Source organism: Fodinicola acaciae (assembly GCF_010993745.1).
Lineage (GTDB): Bacteria > Actinomycetota > Actinomycetes > Mycobacteriales > HKI-0501 > Fodinicola > Fodinicola acaciae.
Window position 1 is genome coordinate 1,640,652 of sequence record NZ_WOTN01000003.1, and the last position, 20,934, is coordinate 1,661,585.

Annotated in this window: 20 protein-coding genes and 1 pseudogene; 10 read left to right on the forward strand and 11 right to left on the reverse strand. The window is 67.0% G+C overall.

Features of this window, described 5'->3' with window-relative positions; translation table 11 throughout:
- Positions 1 to 82 precede the first annotated feature (82 nt).
- Positions 83 to 2,152, reverse strand: a complete 2,070-nt coding sequence (locus GNX95_RS33965; protein ID WP_163511728.1) for a S9 family peptidase — start codon at positions 2,150 to 2,152, stop codon at positions 83 to 85.
- Positions 2,149 to 3,630: an MFS transporter gene (locus GNX95_RS33970; protein WP_163511729.1), complete on the reverse strand. Its 1,482-nt coding sequence runs from the start codon at positions 3,628 to 3,630 to the stop codon at positions 2,149 to 2,151. Before GNX95_RS33970 ends, GNX95_RS33965 begins: the two co-directional genes overlap by 4 nt.
- A 94-nt stretch (positions 3,631 to 3,724) precedes the next feature.
- Here GNX95_RS33970 and GNX95_RS33975 point away from each other — a divergent pair, with 94 nt between their 5' ends.
- The 3 genes from GNX95_RS33975 to GNX95_RS33985 all read left to right on the forward strand — a co-directional run bounded on the left by GNX95_RS33975 (position 3,725) and on the right by GNX95_RS33985 (position 6,615).
- Positions 3,725 to 4,501: a TetR/AcrR family transcriptional regulator gene (locus GNX95_RS33975; protein WP_163511730.1), complete on the forward strand. Its 777-nt coding sequence runs from the start codon at positions 3,725 to 3,727 to the stop codon at positions 4,499 to 4,501.
- Positions 4,502 to 4,628: 127 nt separating this feature from the next.
- On the forward strand, positions 4,629 to 5,975 hold the full coding sequence (locus tag GNX95_RS33980; protein WP_163511731.1) for a sensor histidine kinase: 1,347 nt from the start codon (positions 4,629 to 4,631) through the stop codon (positions 5,973 to 5,975).
- Entirely contained in the window at positions 5,947 to 6,615 is a 669-nt protein-coding gene (locus GNX95_RS33985) for a response regulator (RefSeq protein WP_222854119.1), read from the forward strand. Before GNX95_RS33980 ends, GNX95_RS33985 begins: the two co-directional genes overlap by 29 nt.
- A 76-nt stretch (positions 6,616 to 6,691) precedes the next feature.
- On the opposite strand, the gene GNX95_RS43935 is transcribed toward GNX95_RS33985, so the two are convergent.
- The gene (locus GNX95_RS43935; protein ID WP_281356983.1) at positions 6,692 to 6,814 is read right to left on the reverse strand and encodes a hypothetical protein; all 123 of its coding nucleotides are present in this window, start codon (positions 6,812 to 6,814) and stop codon (positions 6,692 to 6,694) included.
- Between the two features lie 144 nt (positions 6,815 to 6,958).
- Between GNX95_RS43935 and GNX95_RS33990 the strand changes: the two genes are divergently transcribed.
- On the forward strand, positions 6,959 to 7,849 hold the full coding sequence (locus GNX95_RS33990) for an RpnC/YadD family protein (protein WP_163511733.1): 891 nt from the start codon (positions 6,959 to 6,961) through the stop codon (positions 7,847 to 7,849).
- Between the two features lie 57 nt (positions 7,850 to 7,906).
- On the opposite strand, the gene GNX95_RS33995 is transcribed toward GNX95_RS33990, so the two are convergent.
- Positions 7,907 to 8,101, reverse strand: coding sequence for a DUF397 domain-containing protein (locus tag GNX95_RS33995; protein WP_163511734.1), 195 nt, complete (start codon positions 8,099 to 8,101; stop codon positions 7,907 to 7,909).
- A complete protein-coding gene (locus GNX95_RS34000) occupies positions 8,098 to 8,940 on the reverse strand; it encodes a helix-turn-helix domain-containing protein (RefSeq protein WP_163511735.1) in 843 nt (280 codons plus the stop codon). The genes GNX95_RS33995 and GNX95_RS34000 overlap by 4 nt, the downstream gene beginning before the upstream one ends.
- A gap of 255 nt (positions 8,941 to 9,195) precedes the next feature.
- Between GNX95_RS34000 and GNX95_RS34005 the strand changes: the two genes are divergently transcribed.
- Together GNX95_RS34005 and GNX95_RS34010 are read left to right on the forward strand one after the other, a co-directional pair.
- Entirely contained in the window at positions 9,196 to 9,498 is a 303-nt protein-coding gene (locus GNX95_RS34005; protein WP_163511736.1) for a hypothetical protein, read from the forward strand.
- Positions 9,495 to 10,076, forward strand: a complete 582-nt coding sequence (locus tag GNX95_RS34010; RefSeq protein ID WP_163511737.1) for a hypothetical protein — start codon at positions 9,495 to 9,497, stop codon at positions 10,074 to 10,076. Before GNX95_RS34005 ends, GNX95_RS34010 begins: the two co-directional genes overlap by 4 nt.
- Positions 10,077 to 10,143: 67 nt before the next feature.
- On the opposite strand, the gene GNX95_RS34015 is transcribed toward GNX95_RS34010, so the two are convergent.
- Both GNX95_RS34015 and GNX95_RS34020 read right to left on the reverse strand, forming a co-directional pair.
- A complete protein-coding gene (locus GNX95_RS34015) occupies positions 10,144 to 12,027 on the reverse strand; it encodes a glycosyltransferase (protein WP_163511738.1) in 1,884 nt (627 codons plus the stop codon).
- A 65-nt stretch (positions 12,028 to 12,092) separates the two neighbouring features.
- Positions 12,093 to 12,683, reverse strand: coding sequence for a TIGR03086 family metal-binding protein (locus GNX95_RS34020; RefSeq protein WP_163511739.1), 591 nt, complete (start codon positions 12,681 to 12,683; stop codon positions 12,093 to 12,095).
- A gap of 125 nt (positions 12,684 to 12,808) precedes the next feature.
- On the opposite strand from GNX95_RS34020, the gene GNX95_RS34025 reads away from it, so the two are divergent.
- Positions 12,809 to 13,216: a hypothetical protein gene (locus GNX95_RS34025; RefSeq protein ID WP_163511740.1), complete on the forward strand. Its 408-nt coding sequence runs from the start codon at positions 12,809 to 12,811 to the stop codon at positions 13,214 to 13,216.
- A 46-nt stretch (positions 13,217 to 13,262) separates the two neighbouring features.
- On the opposite strand, the gene GNX95_RS34030 is transcribed toward GNX95_RS34025, so the two are convergent.
- On the reverse strand, positions 13,263 to 13,937 hold the full coding sequence (locus GNX95_RS34030; RefSeq protein WP_163511741.1) for a response regulator transcription factor: 675 nt from the start codon (positions 13,935 to 13,937) through the stop codon (positions 13,263 to 13,265).
- Positions 13,925 to 15,226, reverse strand: a complete 1,302-nt coding sequence (locus GNX95_RS34035) for a sensor histidine kinase (protein WP_246281845.1) — start codon at positions 15,224 to 15,226, stop codon at positions 13,925 to 13,927. Before GNX95_RS34035 ends, GNX95_RS34030 begins: the two co-directional genes overlap by 13 nt.
- A gap of 153 nt (positions 15,227 to 15,379) precedes the next feature.
- Between GNX95_RS34035 and GNX95_RS43590 the strand changes: the two are divergent.
- Positions 15,380 to 15,964: pseudogene (locus GNX95_RS43590) on the forward strand (DUF998 domain-containing protein); the annotation flags it as partial.
- 22 nt (positions 15,965 to 15,986) lie between these two features.
- On the opposite strand, the gene GNX95_RS34045 reads toward GNX95_RS43590, so the two are convergent.
- A complete protein-coding gene (locus tag GNX95_RS34045) occupies positions 15,987 to 16,934 on the reverse strand; it encodes a dihydrodipicolinate synthase family protein (protein ID WP_222854120.1) in 948 nt (315 codons plus the stop codon).
- Between the two features lie 134 nt (positions 16,935 to 17,068).
- On the opposite strand from GNX95_RS34045, the gene GNX95_RS34050 reads away from it, so the two are divergent.
- Complete coding sequence (locus GNX95_RS34050; protein ID WP_163511744.1) at positions 17,069 to 17,245, forward strand: hypothetical protein; 177 nt, start codon at positions 17,069 to 17,071, stop codon at positions 17,243 to 17,245.
- Positions 17,246 to 17,439: 194 nt separating this feature from the next.
- Positions 17,440 to 18,219: a glycosyltransferase family 2 protein gene (locus GNX95_RS34055; protein WP_163511745.1), complete on the forward strand. Its 780-nt coding sequence runs from the start codon at positions 17,440 to 17,442 to the stop codon at positions 18,217 to 18,219.
- Positions 18,220 to 18,564: 345 nt separating this feature from the next.
- Here the strand turns inward: GNX95_RS34055 and GNX95_RS34060 are convergent, their stop codons facing one another.
- Positions 18,565 to 20,916: a polysaccharide lyase family 8 super-sandwich domain-containing protein gene (locus tag GNX95_RS34060; RefSeq protein WP_163511746.1), complete on the reverse strand. Its 2,352-nt coding sequence runs from the start codon at positions 20,914 to 20,916 to the stop codon at positions 18,565 to 18,567.
- Positions 20,917 to 20,934: the final 18 nt, after the last annotated feature.

The window sequence follows — 20,934 nt, forward strand, 5'->3', positions numbered from 1 at the left end:
GGCGGCCCGATTTTGGACCCCCGAAAACGGAGTCCTCGCCGCGTACGACATTTCCGCCGACCATCGCGAGGGGTTTGGGCAACTAGTCGAACAGGGCGGCGATCGCGTCGAAGTCGACCGGCACCGGGGTCAGCCGGTATGCCGGCGGCTCGACGCCGTGCAGGTGCCGCACCAGGAAGTCCCACTTCCGCCGGTTGATGTAGTGCTCATAGCCGAAGAACAGGTGCTCGGCGCCAGGCACAATCAGCATCTCGAAGTCCTTGTCGAGCTGGATCAGCCGCTCGACCAGCCGCAGGGTCAGCTGCGGCGAGACGTTGTCGTCCATTCCACCGTGTACGAGCAGCAGCTTGCCTTCCAACCGGTCCGCGATGTCCACATTGGACGCTCGGCCGTAGTCCGCCTCGCCGACCGGACCGTCGTACGTCTCGGCCCAGCCGGCCAGGTAGAACCGGTTGTCGTGGTTGCCGGCCTCGGCCACGCCGACCTTGAAAACGTCCGGAAAGTCGAGCATCGCGCGTACGGTCGCGTGACCGCCGCCGGAAAGGCCGAAGGCGCCGACCCGGTCGAGGTCCATCCACGGCCGGGTCGCGGCCAGCTGCCGCAGCGCCGCCACGTGATCGACCAGGTGTAGATCGGAGATCCGGCCGTACGACGCGTCCTGGAACGCCTTGTCGCGCCCTCCGGTCCCCCGTCCGTCGACCGCCATCACAACGAAGCCAAGCGCGGCGATCGCGTCGGCGTCGAGATATTCGAAGCCTGGATCGAAAGACGCGCTGCAGCGGCGGTGGTGCGGACTCGGATACGGATGGTCGACGACCGGATAGCTCGTCGCCGGATCGAAGTCGTGCGGCAGGTGCAGCTTGCCGAAGATGTCGGTCACCCCGTCGTCGGCCTTGACGACAAACGGCACCGGCGGCGTCCAGCCGGTCGCCAGCAGCTTGCTGATGTCGGCACGCTCCACCTCGACCAGTACGTTCCCGTCCCAGTCACGTACGACGATGACCGGTGGGGTGTCCACAGTGGACGCGGAATCGACGAAATACCGCTCGTTCTTCGAAACTGTGACGACATGGTCGAAGTCGTCGTCGACGATCCGGCGGAACCCGGTGCCATCCAGACCGATCCGGCAGACCGACCGGCGGTACGGGTCGTCGGCCACCAGGCCGGATGCCAGGAAGTACACCGCGCGCGCGTCCTCGTCGACCCGCAGGATCTCCTGCACGGCCCACTCTCCCGACGTCACCTGGTGACGCACCTCGCCTTTCTCATAAAGGTAAAGATGACCCCAGCCGTCGCGCTGTGAATACCACAGCAGCTCTTTTCCGTGGGAAAACACGTACACCATCGGCCGCTGCGTCATCCCCTGCGCCGGATCGACGCGGGTTTTCCCTGTCTCCGCCAGGATCCGCGTCACCGCACCGGTCGACGGGTCGAGCCGGTGCAGGGACAGCTCGTGCATGTCGCGCGTACGGCTGAGATAGTACGCGGCGTCCGCGGACCACCAGGCCCACCGCTGCGTGACCGGCGAGATGACCGGCATCGCCAACGGCTCAGCGTCAGCGCGCTTGACCCGGCCGGTGGCGACCTCGATCACCACCAGCTCGGCGACCGGCAGCGTCTCGTCGCCGGGAAACGGCGTGCGCACGGTCACCAGCTCCGACGCTCCACCACCGTCGGGCAGCGCGTCGATCAGATGTGTTTCCCTTACGCCACGCTGATTCGTCCGATGAGTGAGTACGCGCGTCGAGTCCGGCGACCAGCTCACCGCCGGCGGCAGGTGCGCCAGGCCGAGCTTGTGCGCCAGCCGTGACCGCATCATGTAGTCGAGGTTGGCGGCATATTCGGCATCGGCGTCGCCGTCGAAGGTCAACTGCCGTTCCTCACCGCCCGATCGCGTCCACAGGTTGAAATCACGCAGGAACACGACGGACTTTCCATCGGGTGAACGGATCTCGAGCGGGTCGCTGACCTGGGCCTCCGGCTCGTACGGCTCGCGCGTGCCGGCGGCCGGATCGACCACGTAGGTCCGGTCGTCCTCGGTGGAATACCAGAATCGTGCTCCGCCATCGATCCACTGTGGACGGACCTTGGCGCCCACGACCAGCTTCGTACGATTGTGCCGCAGCAACTTCTCCGCGGTTTCGTAGTTCATGCCAGGACCTTCTCTTTCTCAACGACAGGGGCGGTTTTCGTACGCAGGACGAGGAAAGCCAGCACGGCGCCGGCGATCGAGCAGATGACGCCGGCGATCGAGACCAAGGACATCGCCGTCACGAAGGCTTCGCGGGCGGACTGCGCCAATGCCGGCGAGTGCGTTTCGGCGGCCAGCTTGAGCGCCTCGGCCAGCGACGCGTGTGCGGCCGCCGGTGCGCCGACCGGCAGCGCCGCCGAATAGCCGGCGGTGAGCAGGCTGCCGAGGCCGGCGACGCTGAGCGCCAGGCCGGACTGCTGAATGGTGTCGTTGACCGCCGAGCCGACGCCGGCGTGCTCCTGCGGGATCGCCGACATCAGCGTCGCGTAGACCGCCGGAGTCGCCAGGCCGGCGCCGAGACCCATCACGACCAGGGCCGTGACCAGCAGGAACACACCGTCGACCAGGACGAGGATGGCGAAGGCGACGGCGATCACCGCGAGTCCGGTCACAGCCAGCGTACGGTTGCTGAGCCGCTTGCCAAGAGTGACACCGAGCGTGTTGCACAACGCCGCACTCAGCGCGTACGGCAGCAGGGCCAGTCCGGCGAGCATCGGACCGTAGCCGAGCACCAGCTGCAGATATTGCGTGAGGCCGAGCATCAGCGCGCCGCTGGCAAACATCAGCAGCACGACCGACAGGCTGGCGCCGCTGAACTGGCGGTTGCGGAAGATCGACAACGGCAACATCGGATGCGGCGTACGCACTTCCCAGGTCACAAAGGCCGTCAGCGCGATCGCGGCCACCGGGAAAGCGCCGACGACCGGCGTGGAAAAACCGGTGTGTGGCAAGGAAATAATTGCCCAGACGAGTGACGCGAGGCCGATCACCGACAGGACGGCACCGACCGGATCGGCCGGCCGCGCCGGCGCGCGCGACTCCGGCACGACCAGCAGCGCGGCCACGATCGCACCGACCGCGAGCGGCACGTTGATCAGGAAGACCGAGTTCCAGGCGAAATGCGCGAGCAGGAAACCACCGGCGGTCGGACCGGCGACGACACCGACCAGCGCGACCATGCTCCAGGCGGACATCGCCTTTCGCAGCTCCGGCCCCTGAAAGACGGTCATCAGGATCGACAGCGTGCTCGGCATGGCGAAGGCCGCACCCAGCCCCATCAGCGCGCGGCAGGCGATCAGCAGCCACGGCGCGCCGGCGAAGGCCGCGAACAGCGAGGCCGCGCCGAGGACGGCGAGACCGACGACCAGCATCCGGCGCCGGCCATAGCGATCGGACATGCCGCCAGCGGTGATCAGCGACCCGGCGAAGACCAGGACGTACGCGTCGAGGATCCACTGGATGTCGGCCGGCGTGGCGCCGAGATCGCGCATCAGCGGCGGGATCGCGAGGTTGAGGATCATCGCGTCGACGCTGAGCACCAGCAGGGTCAGGCAGAGCACCCCGAGGACCCACCAGCGGCGCGGGTGAGGTGTTGACATCGTCCGTCTCCGATTTCTCGTACAGTGTTCGAGCTGTCTCGCACACTGTACGACAAACTCGCACAGTGTTCTAGTGCCGGGTACGATGGCCTCCATGACGAGCAAGGAGCAGGACGTGTCGTCGGTCTGGACACGTCCGCAGCGCAAGCGCCGCGACAACGAGTCGCTCAACCGCGACCAGATCGTGGCCGAGGCCGTCCGGCTGCTGGACGCGGAAGGCATGGACGCGCTGTCCATGCGCCGGCTCGGCGCGCGGCTGAACGCGGGCGCGACCTCGCTCTACTGGCACGTGGCCAACAAGGACGAGCTGATCGAGCTGGTCGTCGACGAGATCTTCGGCGAGCTCGACATTCCGGAGATCGACGACCCGGCCCGGTGGCGCGAGGCGATGACCCGATGCGCGATCAGCGTTCGCGACGCGCTTTTGCGGCATCCGTGGTTTTCCTCGACGTTCGGCGAGGTCGGTCTGTCGTATCTGGGACCGAACATGATGCGGCTCTCCGACCGCATGCTGGCCATCCTGGAACGCGGCGGCTTCGACCTGCCGACCGCCAACCGCGCGGTGACCGTGATCATCGCGTACGTGACCGGCGTGACCTCCAGCGAAGCCAGCTGGCACACCACGATCAAGCGCAGCGGGCGCACCGAGCAGGAGTGGCTGGCCAATGTGCGGCCGGCGGTCGCGGCGCGGTTGCAGGCCTATCCGCGGTTGGCGGAGGCGTACGAACTGTTCCAGATCGGCGACCCGGCGGCCGCGCGTGAGGACGACTTCCGCTGGGGCCTGGACCGCGTCCTCGACGGACTCTCCACGTCGAAAGGCGGCCGACGAGATGTCCGCATGGACCCCTTGCGTGCGTCAGACGCAAAGTAAGGGGTCCATGCGACCGTAGGGCAAGCGGCCACCGCAGCGAATGGCTGGTCACTCTCAGGAGGGGCGGTGGAGATGGCTCGTGAGGTGGTGCCGATGACCGCGCCACCGCGCATACGCTGGGCGCACTATGAACACGACCGCGCTCACCGACAAGGGGACGACCGTCCTCGCCACCGCATACCAGCTCCTGCTGTCCCGCGAGGAGCTGCAGCAGCCGACGCCGTGGCTGCCGTTTGGCAAACGCGCGCGTTGGTACACGGTCAGTGCGGCGATCCTTTTCGTCGGTGGCATGTTCGGCGGCATCGCCGGCCAGACTCTTGGCGGTTTCGAAACGTCGGTCGCACTCGTGCTGCCGCTCGCGTACGCGCAGACACTGCCGATCCTGCTGGCCTGGCGGATGCCGCTGATCGCCTGGCGGCTGCTGGCGATCGTCGCGTTGGTCACCTCGATCGTCAATCCGCTGGCGCACTGGACGTGGCCGTGGGCCGTGTGTGCCTGCATCGTGTACGCGGTTTCCGTGCTGCTGGTCGCGATCCGCTATCCGCGGCGCGTCTCGGCGGGTGTCTTCCTGGTGACGGTGTTCGTCATCGTCGGCGTCGGGATGTTCACCGCGCACGTACAACCGCTCAGCCTGATGCTGATCGCGGTCGGCACGATCGCCGTGATGGTGGTCGGCGACAGCATCCGGATCCGCATCGACGCGCAGCGTGACCTGGACGAACAGCGTCAACTGCGGCAACGGGACCAGATCCGGCAGGAGCTGCTGGAGGCCCGCCAGGCGATCCTGACCGAGCGGTCGCGGATCGCACGCGAGCTGCACGACGTCGTCGCGCACCACATGTCGATGATCGCGATCCAGGCGCAGGCGGCGCCGTACAAGATCCCCGACCTGCCGCCGCCGGCGCTGGCCACCTTCCAGGCGATCCGGTCCGCGTCGACCACCGCGCTGACCGAGATGCGCCGGGTGATCGGCCTGCTCCGCGACGAGTCGGAGGACGCAGAGCGCGTGCCGCAGCCAGGGCTCGCCAACATCGGCGACCTGGTCGCCGGCGCGCGGCAGGCCGGCATGTCGGTCGACCTGAGCGTGCACGGTACGCCCAACGGACTGCCGCTCGGCGTCGACGTGTCGGCCTATCGGATCATCCAGGAGTCACTGAGCAACGCGACCCGCCACGCCGCCGGAGCGCGCGCGTACGTCGAGGTCAACCACGAGTCGGACCATGTGCTCGTACGCGTGACCAACGACGCGCCACCGGTCGGACCGTCGCACGAGGCCGGCGAGGTGCTGAAGCAGACCTCCGGCGGCCACGGTGTGGTCGGCATGCGCGAGCGGGTGGCTATGCTCGGCGGTGAGCTGGAGGTCGGCCCGACCGACACCGGCGGATTTCGGGTCCGCGCGGTGCTTCCAGTGCAGGCTGATCTCGTACGAGCAGATGAGGACAGGCGTGACGATCCGGGTGATCCTGGCCGATGACCAGGCGATGGTGCGCGACGGCCTGTCGGCGGTGATCTCCGCGGCCGAGGACATCGAGGTGATCGGCGAGGCGGCCAACGGCAAGGAGGCCGTCGAGCTGGCCAAACGGCTCAAGCCGGATGTCGTGGTGATGGACGTACGGATGCCGGTCATGGACGGTCTCGCGGCCACCGGCCAGATCGTCTCGCCGGACGACGTCGAAGGCCCGAAGGTGCTCATGCTGACCACCTTCGACCTGGACGAATACGTGTACGAGGCGCTCAGCCAGGGCGCCAGCGGCTTCCTGCTGAAGGACGCCTCCACCGAGGAGCTGGTCAACGCCGTACGCGTCGTGGCCGCCGGCGACGCGCTGCTCGCGCCGTCGATCACCCGCCGGTTGATCGCCGACTTCGCCGGCCGCCGCCGGCACGAGCGGCCACGGCCGGACGCGACCGCCGCGCTGACCTCACGCGAGATCGACGTGCTGCGGCTGATCGCGCGCGGCATGTCCAACATCGAGATCGCGCAGGAGCTGTTCCTGGCCGAGCAGACGGTGAAGACGCACGTCGGCCGGATCCTGGCGAAACTGCAGCTCCGCGACCGCACGCAGGCGGTCGTCTTCGCGTACGAGAACGGCGTCGTCGCCGACACTCCGCGATAGAACCCCACGGACTCGACATCGCCGAGACAACGACACGCCGACGTCCGCGCTGACGACGTCGAGTCCGCGGGAGCTTCTAGCGGCCGACCAGTTTGTCGGCCAGTTCCTGTGCCTTCTGTTGCAACGTCTCGATGTGGTCGGGTTGCTCCGGTTCGGCTGGCTCTTCCCGGATCGGTTCGCCGGGATCCGCGGTCGTCATCGGTCTCCTCTGCCGTCGGCTGATCAAGGCGAACGTATCCAGGCGTGAGTACCCGCAAATCCCGACTTCATGCCAACGACCGGCAACCTGTTCAGGCCGTTTCTGTCAGAGCCCCTTCCTAGCGTGGGACGCGGGAGGGTGCTCATGACAACCGACGACGGCACCGGCGAGAAGAAGAGCCGCGGCTCGCCATACGACACCGCACTCAAGCTGCTGCGGCCGCAGAGCTACCAGCAGCTTTGCGCGTGGCTCGGCACTCCACTGCCGGACCACATCGACGTACGCAAGGAGCAGGAGCTGGAAGGCCCGCGACTGCGCGTCGACCTGGTCATCCGGCTCGCGCCGACCAACTGGCTGCACATCGAGTTCGAGAGCCGGCCGACCACCGAGACCGCGCTGCGGATGCTGCTTTATGCCAGCCGGATGCTCCATCTGAACCCGAAGATCCGGCTCCGGCAGGTGCTGGTCATCCTCGGTCCGCACGGTGACGTGCCGGAGACGTGGCAGCGGGACGGCATCGCCATTCGGTTTCGGGTGTTCAAGCTCCGCGAGACCGATCCCGAGCCGCTGCTTGCCTGCGCCGGCACCGCGCCGTTCGCCGCACTCGGTCGCGCAGCCAACAGGAAGAAGCGCGTACGGTTGCTGGCGCGCGCTCTGCTGGTGATTTGGCATTCGGACTGTTCCAGGGATTATTGTCGCGATCTGATGCATGTGGCCGTGACCCTTGCCGAGATATACTTGTCGGACGCTCAGATCGATAGCGCGTGGGAGGAGAGCGTTTTGCCGTACGCACGGACCACGCTGTCAAGGTATATGCGAAACCACCTCGGCGAAATCATCGCCGAAAGCAAAGCCGAAGGCAGGGCTGAAGGTAAGGCCGAAGCCGCGATTGCGACGCTTGCGATGTTGATCCGGCGCAGGTTCGGCGACGTGCCCGATACCGACCAGATCACCACGCGGCTGGCACCGCTCGGCTTGGACGCCGCTGCGAACGCAGTCCTCGACGCGAAGACGTTGGACGAGTTGCGCGGCTGACATAAACGACGACCCCGCTCGGAGTAGGCCGAGCGGGGTCGGGTTTTGTGCGGACCGTCAGGCGGTGAAGCCGTTGGCCTTGGTGCTGGCGATGAATGTACGCCATTGCGCCGAGCCAAACGCCAATACCGGCGACGACTCGCCGAGCTTCGTGTCCCGAACCGCAATGTCGACATTTTTGCTGCCGACCTCAACGCAGTTGGACTCGTTGCCACTGTACGTGCTCTTGCGCCAGTTGCGGATACCGGTCATATGCCAGCCCTTTCGATGAAGGCTCTCGACTTCTCCGGACTAAGTGCGGCCTCGAGAAGCCTCTTGAACAAAGCTTCATAACGTCCGACGCGTAGCGGATTGGTCACCTGAACTTCGTCGCTCTCCGTTTCAACGTATGTAACGACGCTTCCGGTGCGCACGGCGTAAATCGAAAACGAGTTCAGCGGTGGACCGTAGTTGCTGACCTTGGCGTCGATTTCCAACACGCGGATATCGACGTTCGACAATGCGGTCATTTCCAAGAGATGGCGGCGCTGTTCGCGCATCACCTCGTCCGGCGCAGCACGTCGAAGGATAACGCCCTCGTCAAGCACGACCGTGAATTTCAACGGATTCTGAGAACGAGTCAGAATCTTCTGGCGCTCTTGGCGTCCGGCGCTGGCCGCCGCGATGTCAAGCGGCAAGGATGACTCGCGGTCGGAGTAACGAACCTTGATATATCCAGGACTCTGCAACAGACCAGGAACGACGACCCACGAGAATTCACGACAACTGCTGGACGTTCCTTCGAGTTCGGCGTAGGCGCGTTGACGTTCGGGAAGGCCGCTGGTTTTCCACCACATTTGTTCGTTGGCTTCGCGTGCGATGAGGATGAGGGTCCGCGACAGCTCCTCCTCGACCTCCAGCGTCTCCAGGATGTTCATCACGAGCGCGAGATCCGGCTGCGTCTCACCGGTCTCCAGCCGGGAGATCCGCGCCCCGGACGCGCGCACCTTCTTCCCCAGCTCACCCTGCGACAGGTCGGCCTTCAACCGCAGCCGGCGGATCTCCTCACCGACCCGCCGCCGGCTGAACCGCGGTCCCGCGGTGGTCGCCACGCCTTCCTCCCCTGGTGACACCGTACGGCGGCGTAAGCCTTCCGATGCCGCAAAGGCTACCTCATCCGACTCGCCGTCCCGCGGCCCCCTCGCGTCCATAACCTGACCTCCCGTGTTTGCGCTAGCGAATAAAACGGACGAACTGGTTGCGATCAGCCGCCGACTGTGCCATCGTCGGACATCAAGCGCAAATATACGATCCCTTACGCAATCGTAAGCGCAAAAATACGGGTTCACAATGAAAGGCGCTCCGACGTGTACGAACACCGACTGAGCGAGCCGCTCACCAGGCGAGGCATGCAGGCGCTGTTCGCGGTCGCCGTGCCGCGTACGGTCGGCGACCGGCTCCGCGCGGACCTCTTCGACCGGTGGTGCCGGCGGCTGCAGCAGGCCGCCGAGGAACGCCGGATCGTGTGGCTGCCGGCCAGCGGCCAGGCCTACACCTACGTCGAGTTCCCCACCCAGCGGGTGGAAACGACATTGCTGCGGATACTGGAAAACTCGCCGGTACCGCCGCACCGGCTGCCGGCGCAGCGACCGGCGGCCACGACCGAATGACGATCGACCAGCGGACGCAGACCGCCGCCGACCTGTGGAGCTGGTCCGCCGAGATCGGTGCCATCGCGCTGCGACTCCGGCGCTTCCAGCCGGAGTCGGGTTATTGCCAGCCGACCCGGTGCACCCGAGCCGTGCGGCAGTTGCTCGACGATGCCAGCGAAAAGCTGCGCGCCAGAGCATACGCGGAGGCGGGCGAGTGGCAGCCGAGGCACCGGCTGGCGCGCCAGATCGGCGGCTTTCTCGGCTGCCTGGTGATCAGCTCGGCGGTCACCGCCACGTTTTCGTTGCCAGACCTCGTCAACGTGGTGATCGCGAGCGGCATCTACGCGGGTGCGTACGTCCTTGTCAGCCGGCTGAGCCTGGACTGGATCTTCCGCCGCTTCGACCATCCGGCCACCCGGATCCACGGCGCCGACGAGGCCTACGCGGCGGCGTACGCCGCGGAACAGAAAGACGCAGCGGAGCTGCACCTGGTGCTCGACACATCGTTGCGCAAAACCGAGGCGATGCTGGCCAAGATCGAGTCGCTCGGCTGGCCCGAGCGCGTTGCCTCCGTACGTTTCCCGCCGAGCTGCTGAAAGCCGGCCTCGACGTGCAGCAGTTCCTGCTCGCCGCGGTCGTGTTGCTCGACACCATGGCCGACGATCAGGCGACCGGCACCGGTTGGCCGTCGTCATAGCTGGCGTCCTCCGGCGCGGCCGGCAACGCCGACCGGCGCAGGTCGCGCTGGCCGAGCCAGGCGACCAGTGGTGCGGCCGCGTACGTGATCGCCTGCCAGCCGAAACCGGCCGCCAGCAGGTAGGTGGCTGGTCCGGCCGGCAGGATCAGCGGCACCGCGACGACGATGGCGACACACGCGATGCCGAGCATGACCTCCGGCCGCGACTCGCGCAGCCAGTGGAACCGGCCGGGATTGGTGCGAAACTTGTTGGTCCGCCGCCAGAGCGCCGGTTTTCCGATCAGTACGCTGAAAGCCGCCGTCGACACGGTCGGCTTCACCGCCATCATCGCCACCGATCCACCGACGTACTCGGCGAAACTCCGGCCGATGACCGCGCGATAGATCAGCCAGCGCATGACCCGCCTGGCCAGCAGCGCGGCGGCGACCGGCAACAGCAGCAGCGGGTCCAGCGCCGGCGTTTCATGGTGTGCGACCAGGGAAACCAGCAGAGCCGCACTGATCGGTACGCTGAAGACCGTCAGCCCGGTCATCAGCACGATCAGGCCGTAATGACCGTGCCGAAACCGCTGCTGCCAGCTCATCCGGCTCGGCCGGCCGCCCAGGAACGCCGGCAGATAGAGCCGCAGGTGTGCCTTGAGCTCCTGGCCCGGACCGTACGTCCAGCGAAACCGCTGTTTCTTCAGCTCTGTCAGGGTTTCCGGGATCAGGCCGCGGCCGTGGACGCTGCGCAGATATCTCGACCCGTAGCCGACGGCGTGCACGCGGATGGCAAACTCGGAGTCCTCGGTCTGGCACCAGCCGGCCCAGCCGCCGGCCGCGTCGAGTGTTTCCAGCCGGATCAACGACATCGTGCCGACGGTGATGCCGGTGTCGTGCTCGTTCCTGGACACCATCTCGGTGTCGTGGGCCCACTCGTAGCTGGTGTTGACCATCCGCGCGAACGGCGAGTGCGCGAAGTCACGATATGCGTGTGGACACTGCACGAAACCGAGCTTGGGATCGGCGAAAAACCCGACGGTCTCGGCCAGCCAGCGCGGCGTGACCTGATAGTCGGCGTCGATCAGGCCGATCAGCTCGGTCCGCGGGTCGACGTGCGGCCGGGCCCAGTTGAGCGCGCCGGCCTTCGCGCCGGTGATGCCTTCGACGTGCAGGAAGCGAAAACGCGGGCCGAGCCGTTCGCAGTGCTGCTGGACCGGCCGCCACAGCCGCTCGTCCTTGGTGTTGTTGTCGATCACCAACACCTCGAAGTTCGGATATTCCAGCTTCGTCAACGCGTTCAAGGTGCCGATGACGATGTCCGGCGGCTCCGCGTACGTGGGCACCTGGATCGTCACCAACGGCGCGTCGGCCGGCGGCCGCCAGCCGGTCATCGGCTCGCGCGAGTGGTGCCAACGCCGGCGCAGACCCGCCTCCCAGGCCTCGAACGTCTGCATCAGGCTGGACGGCGTACGCGCCACGCTGAGCACCAGACCGATGCCGACCAGCGCGACCGTGACGACACTCGAATTGAGCTTGAACAACTGCGAAAACGCGACGACGACGCCGGCAGCGGTGCTGGCCACCATCGCCGACCAGGCGGTCGCGCCGGCCGGCCAGAAATCCGCGGCTCGCCAGGTCACCAGCACACCGCCGGCCGCCGCCAACAATGTGACGACGATGACAGTTGTCAGGTCGAGCCCCACAAAACCGGCGACCACCCCGCCGATCGCCATGCACAGCACCGGATCGGTGATCGCGGCGGCTGGCCGGAGGCGCTTTCTGTGCAGGTCGATGACAAGTAGCAGCACCGCGCACAGATGCGCGACACCGGTGATGACAAACAACACCTCGGCCACGGCGAGTGGCATGCGGCGGGCTCCTTTTGTCGAGGACTCGCCTCATTGATACCACCGGCCGGCAACCGTGTTTTGCGCTAAACGACCACCCGGCCGGCGAAACAGAGAAACTCCGCCTGCACGTCGGCGCCGGCCGGAATCGGCGTCCTGGGGCCGAAAGCCCACGGCTGGCGCAGCGCCTCGTCCAGCGGCTTGAGGTGCTCGTACACGTGCGCGACCAGGTCCTGGTCCAGCCGCTCGTCGCCGCCGGTGCCGCGCGCCAGGTCCCAGGTGTGGATGAGTACGTCCTCCGGCAACGCCTCCAGCGTCTGGCCAAACGGAACGAAGCCGACCGGCGACGGCAGCTGCACGGACCGGCAGGCCGGATCGTCGATCGCGGCGACGAAGGCATCGGCCGTCTGCGACCACGCGGCCGCCAGATCGGCGTCCGCGGCCGGCTCCGGCACCGTCCCCATTTCCGCGACAGGCACGCCGTACAACGGCTTTGGCTCTGTGCCGCGCAAAGTCGCGACCATCCGGCGAGCCTCGTTGATCACGTGCGCGACCACCTGGCGCGCCGTCCAGTCCGGACACGGCGTCGGCGAGTCCCACTGGTCGTCGCCCACGGCCTTGATCCGCGCGAGGAAGCCGTCGGCGGCACGGCGATAGCGCTCTGCTTGTTCGCTCATGCACACACAATAGGTAGGAGATTTCCTACCTGTCAAATCTCAACGATCCCGCAACGCTTTCTCAACGACCGGTTCCGACGATGTGTCGGGTCAGGACATCCCAATCCGTTGGAACGGGGGAAAGTATGTACAAGCGCATGCTGGCGACGGGCCTGCTGGCCACGGCGGTCTTCGCGACGATCGGCGCCAATCCGGCCTCGGCGTCGGCGAAACAGGAGATCGACCACGCCAAGGCGGCCATCATGACCGGCTATCACAAGGAATGTGCCAGCAACGACAACGTGACCGGTTGCGTCATGCCGTACGGCGACATTCTTTGGCTCAAGGACAACGACACCGACGGCTATGGCGTGAAACTGACCTGGAAGGACACCGACGGCTCCCGTTACGGCCAGTGCCAGGACAACCTCGGCAGTGGCGACTGGAGCCGGTGCAACAAGAACTTCCCGGAAGGTCACGTGATCAGCTGGTATCTGACCTGGTACGAAGACGGCGCGTGGCACAACGGCGGCAGGCAGACGACGAAGGTCTGACCGGCCCAATCTGACCGGCCCAATCTGACCGGCACCGCCGGACGGGTCACCGTTGCGGTGGCCCGTCCGACCGCAGGTAGGCGAGCACCGCGAGGACGCGGCGATGCGAGTCCTCGGCCGGCGGCAGGTCGAGCTTGGCGAAAATGTTGCCGACGTGCTTGCCGACGGTGGCCTCCGACACGAACAACAGTTTCGTGATCGCCGCGTTGGAATGGCCTTCTGCCACCAAAGCCAGCACTTCCAGCTCCCGTGCGGACAGCCGCGACAGCGGATCGGAGTTGCGGCGCAGCAGCTGGCGTACGACCTGCGGGTCGACGACCGTACCGCCGTCGAGCACCTGGCGGAGCGAGCCGATGAACTCGGCGATGTCGACGACGCGGTCTTTCAACAGATAGCCGACGCGCGCGCCGCCGGCGGAGTCGAGCAGCTCGGCGGCATAGCTCTGCTCGACGTACTGGCTGAGCGCCACGACCGCCAGCGACGGATCGGCCGCGCGCAACCGTACGGCCGCGCGCAGGCCTTCGTCGGTGAATCCCGGTGGCATCCGGATGTCGGTCACCACCAGGTTCGGCCGGTGCTCGGCGACCGCCGCCTCCAACGCCTCCGCGTCGCCGACCGAGGCCAGCACCTCGAAGTCGAAGCGGGTCAGCAGGCCGGCCAGCCCCTCGCGGAGCAGCACGCCGTCCTCGGCGAGCACGACCGTGGTTTTCAGCGGCGGCATGGCAACTCCACTCGTACGAGCGTCGGACCACCAATCGGGCTGGACAGGAACATCCTGCCGTTGGCGACGGCGACCCGGTCGGCGAGGCCGGTCAGGCCCGTACCACCGCGCGCGTCCGCGCCACCGCGTCCGTTGTCGGTCACTTCGATCTCGAGCGTGCCGGCGGTGAGGCGTACGGTCACGGCTGCCTGCGTCGCGGCGCTGTGCTTGACGACGTTGGTCAATGCCTCGGCGACGACGAAGTAGGCGGTGCCTTCGAGGTGACCCGGCAGCCGGCCCGGCAGGTCGGCCGAGACGGTGACCGGCATCGGCGTACGGTCGGCGAGCTCGGCCACCGCGGCCGGCAGGCCACGGTCGGTGAGCACCGGCGGATGGATGCCGCGGATCAGCTCACGTAGCTGCTCCATCAGGTCTTTGGCCTGGTCATGAGCCTCCGAGACGGCCTTGCCGGCCGGCGACTGCGGGTCGACGTCCATCTTCGCGAGGCCGAGCTGCATGGTCAGGCCGATCAGCTGCTGCTGCGCGCCATCGTGCAGATCGCGCTCGATGCGCCGGCGCTCCGCCTCGAAGGCGTCGACCAGCCGAGCGCGCGACCGCGACACCTCGACCAGCTCGGCCTTGAGGTTTTCGCTGTCCACGCCACCGAGCAGCGCGCGACCCATGGTGCCGTGCGCGGCCGCCAGCACCGTCCACAGATATGGCAGCACGGGCAACAAAACCACGCCGGCCACCGCGTACGGCACGGCCTGCGACGCGCTGGTCAGCTCGCCGAAGCCGAAGGCGACCGGTCCGTGGCCGTCGGCCAGCACCGGACTGATGATCATCACGAAGTCGAACATCGCGGCGATGCCGACGCCGGTGTAGACCAGCGGCACGAGCGTGACGGACGCGACCGCGTACACGCTGGCGCGCCAGCTCGCCGGGTCGACGTAGAGATTTCGCAGCAGGTCCAACGGTTCGGCGGCGCGGCGCGCGGTGGTGGTCGGCGGCCGTACGCCGAGCAGGCTGAGCCGGCCGCGTTCGAGCCAGCCGAACGGCACGCCCAGCAGCGGCAACGCGGCCGCGAAGAACACCGCGCCGATCACGAAGAACGGCGCGGCCGCCGAGAGCTTGTCCTCCTTGAAGAAGATGACGCTCACCATCCACGGAAGGCTCACGAACATCAGCGGAACCGAGAGCAGGCCGACGGTGATCGGCGTGGTGAGCACGTATGCCAGCGACCGCCATGGCCAGGCGGTGAACAGGAATCGAGGCGAGGCCAGGGCCTGCCAAACGGTGGTTGTCTGCACGAACATGCACGTTATCCGGGTCGTACGCGGACGCCAGCGAGGCTGGACGTACACCTGCGGGTATAGCCAGCCCTACCGGTAGGTCCAGCTCCACCGCAAAGATGCGGGCCCGGCGTGATGCCGGCGACCGTCGTACGGAGTGTGCTGGCAGGCATGGAAACTCCGGCCAAGGCGCGCGTCGGCGCGCTCCTGTGGATCTTCGGCGCGGCGCAGTTCTTCGTCGCGCACGTCGTCACCCAGCTCAGCTGGCCGACGGCGTACAGCTGGACCGCCAACAACATCAGCGACCTCGGCAACGTGCACTGCGGCATCTGGGACGACACCAGGCCGCGCTATGTGTGCTCGCCGCTGCACAACTTGATGAACACCTCGATCGTCATCGAAGGCGTCTGCGTCATCGCCGGCATCGTGCTGGCCGGATTTGTTTTCCAGCGCGGATTCCTGGCGATGACCGGACGGATCCTGCTGGCCGCGGCCGCCGGCGGTTATCTCCTGGTGGCGTTGAAACCGGCGGACGTCGACGACAACCTGCACCTGCTCGGCGCGCTGGTCATCATGGGTTGCGGCAACCTCGGCTTTCTCCTCGCCGCCTGGCCAAACCGGCTGCGAACGCTGACCGCGGCCACCGGAGCGACCGCGATCCTCGCCGCCATCCTGTTCTTCCACCAGGTCGACCTCGGCATCGGCCTCGGTGGCATGGAACGAGTCGCCGTGTTCGCACTGCAGTTCTGGACCGTGGTGGCCGGATTCACCCTGCTGCTCAGGGGATCCTGGGGAGAAGATCGGCGAACTCGGACAGAAAGCGGTCGATCGTGGCCACTTCCTCACGGTCCAGCCGGTGCGCCGGCTCGCGGCAGTACGGACTCTCGAACAGGCCACGCCGCACCGAGATCAGCTTCTCCGCGGCGATGATCAGCTCGATGTCGAGCATCCAGTAGGAGATGTATGGCAGCAGGCGGCGGTGCAGGTCCCACGCACCGGCCGTCTCGCCATTCTCGAACCGCCGCCAGATCTCCACGTAGATCTCGGTGAACGAGCAACCCGGCTGCGTGCCGACCGCGCCGCGGCGGGCCGCGTCCGGCAGCTGGACGCCGGCATAGCCCTCCAGCGACGGCAGCGCCGGGTCGCCGTCGGCCAGCTGGGTGATCAGCGGCCCCGGCGGACTCGACTCGACCTTCACGAAGGCCAGGTTGGCGTGGTCGCGCGCGATCTCGGCCAGGCCGGCCGCGTCCAGGCTGGTGCCGGTCTCGATCGGCGCGTACTGGAGCACCACCGGCACCGGGTCCACGGCCTCCAGCACGGCCCGGATGTGGTCGGCGACCGCACGCCGGGTCGGCGACAGGTAGTGCGGGGGCAGCAGGTTGATCAGGTCGGCGCCGGCGTCCACCAGCCGCTGTGCGCGGCGTACGGCCAACATGGTGGCGTGGTCCTGCACCGCGAGGATCGCGGCGACGTCCGGCCGCTCACGCGTCTGCTCGAGCAGGATGTCGGTCAGCGTGTCCCGCTCGTCCTCGTCGAGCTTGTGGTATTCGGACGCGAAACCGGGAAACATGACACTGCTCACGCCGGCGCCGAGCACGTACTCGACGACCCGCCGGAAGCCCCCGGTGTCGATCGCGCCGTCGGGACCGAAAGGCACTTCCAGGACCGGCGAGACCCCCCGCACCAGGGTCCGCACCGCGGGCTTCTGCAGCTCAGTCGTCGTCACAGCGCGATCTCCCAGATATCAGTTCCATATTCGATATGCCGAAGCATAGCGTACCGTGTCGTTGCCGACCTGGCGTACTCCGATATGCGATGCTTGGCCCGATTGCTGTTGATTCGTACGGCAGGAGCTTGTCGATGCCAGGACGTACGCGGGAGCTGATCCAGGCCGAGCTGGCCAAGGCGATGGAGGACGGCACGGATCCGCAGACGACGCAGACCCGACTGGCGGCGCTCGTGGCCAACCTCGACGACGAAGGCCGCGCGGAGCTGCTGAAGCTGCTCGACTCCGCCACGACGCTCATCGATTCGTAAGCTGCCAGCTTTCGATGGCAAGTCAGTCGGCAAGTTCTGCGCAATTCGCGCATTATTGGTACCGATGTCAGCGTGTGGACAAAGTGCGGCGTAACACCGGGGGCTCCGGCGACGACACAGGGAGGGGACCAGTCGTCGGGAGATAGGACAGACTTGAGGCGGTTTGCGGAAAGTCGGGGGCCGGTATGCCGCTGATGTCGGTGCTGACCGCGGCGCACGGCGATCGCGTCGACTTCCTGGTCGAGGCCGGCGAAAGCCTGGCCGCCCAGGAACTGCCGGCCGGCTGGGAGCTGGAGTGGGTCGTCCAGGAGGACGCCGCGAACTCCGTTCTCGGCGACGCGGTCGGGCATTTCGACTTCGTGCGGCACAGCGCCAACGGCGAACAGCTCGGCGCCGCGGCGACCCGCAACCTCGCACTCGCCCGGGTCGAAGGCGAGTTCGTCCACGTGCTCGACTCCGACGACCTGATGCTGCCGCGCGGCCTCGCGGTCGCCATCGAGGCGTTCCGGCAGCGGCCGTGGATCCACTGGGTCTGCGGCCAGGCCGACGACCTGATGCCCGATGGCACGCGCGTACCGGTCTCGGCGATGCTGCCTCCCGGCGTGATCGAGCCGGGCGTGGTCAGCGACCACCTGACCGCGTACGAGCTGCCACCGGTGCATCCGGCCGGCCTGACGCTGCGTACGACCACCACCCGTGCGGTCGGCGGCTGGGCCGGCATCCCGCGGGCCGAGGACAACTCGCTGCTGATCGCCGTCACCGAGCTGAGTTTCGGTTATCTGACACCGGAAGTGACCTGGCTCTATCGCAAGCACGACGGCCAGGTCACCACCACGGCCAGCTACACCGAGCTCGTACCGGCGTCACTGCAGGTCGTACGGCAGCGGATCGCGGCGTTGCGGGAGACCGGGCTGCAGTTTCCGCCGCCCCCGCCGGTCGAGGACCTGCCGATCCGCAAGCCAGCCGCCAGTTAGGCGAGGTATTACGCGGTGCGTCGCCACACTTGAATCGCCAGTCACGGTGGTCACATCCGTAACACGCTCGATGCAAGCAAGGCCTCCATGCGTGCGCTGGATGCACGTATGGGGGCCTTGCTTGCATCGCCCAAACCGACAAGGCGGGCATTTAGCGTTACAGCGGCGCATTGGTGATCGTGAGGTGAACACTCACGTCGGACGCACGCATGGTGGCCATGCGGACTTTTCAGTAGCGGCCGCAGTTGGGGCGGCAGGCAGGCGTGGTGGCTGTCAACGATCTCATCCGTGTCCTCTCGTCAGAACTGACGAGTCATCAGACCAGCCACCGCCTTCATGGCGGTTTCACCAGACCTTCAGGCGGTGGGTCGCGCCCTGCGAACCGGCCACGGTCACGTCGACGACGAGCGGATTCAGCGAGATGACCCGGACCGTAGGATCGGCCCGCACGACGCGGCGAGCGGAGGTGCGAACGGTGATCCGTACGGTGTCGCCGAGCTGGCTGGGATCGGCGACGGCCAGGCGGCCGTGTTGCCAGCCGACGACCGCGGGTGCCGAGGCCGACACCGTTCCGGCCTTGCCCGCGGCGAAAAACGCGGCGAGCTCGATGCCGTCGAGGGTGCGGACGGCCTGGAGGTCGGCCGTGTTGGACAGGATCCTGGTCAGTCGGGTTTTGGTCAGGCTGAGGACGGTCGGCGACGGTACGACCGCGTACGCGTAACGCGCGTTGGTCGGATTCGTTCCGTGGTCGAGGAAAATCGTCTGGTAGTGCCGCGTGAACGGCTCGGTGGAGCCTTTGGTGTTGGCGCCAGTGTCGACATCACGCCACGCCCCCGTACGCGCCTCTCGACGTATGGTCACCTTTCCGTTGTCCAGCAGGAAATATGCGGACACGCCCGGCAGGTCGAGGTAATGCGGATCGGCGACGGTCCACGTGCCGTCGGTCGCATAGCGCCGGCCGTCGACGGTGAGCGCGGCCGCCGACACACGATTCTCGATGGTCGTGCGCACGGCCGCGCCGGACGCGTCGGTGATGCCGGCACCGAGACAGACAATGCCGTCAGGGGTGAAAAACCACGACTTGCGCGCGGCCAACGTGCCGTCCTGCGAGACGAAATCCATCGCCTGCGCGCCATGGCCGCTGTCGAAAGCGACACCACCGACAAAGGCTTTCGTGGCCAGCGGTGTCGAGCCGAGCGCCGGCGGCTTCGCCTCTTTCGTTGTGGTGCCAGGAATAAGCTGAGCATCGACAGTCGGCCAGTACGCGTCGGAATAGTGTCCTTCCTGCCCTGGCAGGAAAACATAGAGCGCACCGTCGCCGACATACCAGCCGTGCAGGTTCTGGCCGTTGATCGACTCGTAGCGGCAGATACGCGTCGATCCGGTGCCGAGCGACGCGGCCCAACGGCCGGTGTTGTGGACGATTCGGTCCTGTTGTGGAAAAGTGCGGTGAAACGGCTCGGTTTTCGCCGCCGGCACGGACGACTCGGCCAGCAACTGCTCGGCGAACTCGACACCCGGCACGCCGACCGGGTCGTTGAACGGCGCGAAACGGCGCACGTCCGGCACGTCCAGATACGGCGCCCAGGTGCCGTCGGCGATCCAGCGTTTCACCAGCGCGGTCAGCTTGGGATCATTGTTTGCCTGCAACGCCAGAAGCACGGTCGGATAGATCAGCAGGTGCGCCGCGTCGTGACCGGTTTCGCTCTGCCGCGACAGCATCCGGCCACGTACGGTCTCCAGCATCGCACCCTTGAAGACGAAGGGCGCGTACACGTCGGCGATCGTGTCGACCACTTTTTGCTTGACCTCAGCGGAAAGTTGCCGTGACGTGCCGGCGGTGACGTAGATGAGCGAGGCGACGGCGTTGAGCAGCACCAGGCCGTAGTGGCCGGCGTACGGCACGTTTTCGTGCTGGATGAAGGAACCGTCGGTGTGATAGCCGTCGCCTTTGGTGACGCGCGCGACCAGGCTCGCCGCGCCGTTGCCGGCGACATCGGTGATCGCGTCCATGGCGGCCGAGACACGTGCGGCGTCGCCGACCATCGCGCCGGCGACCACCGCGATCAGCGCCTTGTCTGCACGGTTGGCGCCGGTCTCGACCGTGCCCGGGTTGTTGGTGCGCCGGTTGGGATCGGCGTCGAACCGCAGCACCGGCCGCAGAAACCGCGCTCTGTCCACTGTGGACACCTGGTCACCCAGCGCGGCGAGGATGTGCAGGACCCAGTACGGCACACCGATCTCGTATACATACCAGTTGCCGATCTCGGCGGTGTTTTCGTTGTACTGGTTGGCGTAGAGGATCTCCAGCGCGGCGACGATCCGCTCCGCCATGCCGGCCTTCGCGCTCAACGCCGATCCGGGAGTGGCCCAGTCGACCGCGATCGCCCGCAAACGCGCGTACATGGTGGGGAAATAGTCGCTGCCGGGGCCTCTGGGCAGATCGGGCCACAGCTGCGTGGAGCCGGCCGCGGTGTCCATCGTCGCCTCGTATTCGGTGGCGACCTGGTCGAGCCGCCGCACGGCGACCGTACGCTTGGCCGACTGCCGTCCGCGGCCGATCTGCAGCTCGCGGTAGGCCGCGACGATCGCGGCGAAATCGTCGGCCGCCGCTGGAGCGGAGAAAGCGGACACCAGCGGGATGCCTCCGGCGGCTGCCGCTGAATACTTCAGAAACTCTCGCCGACTCGCCGCCATAGAGGCACCCCTTAGGTC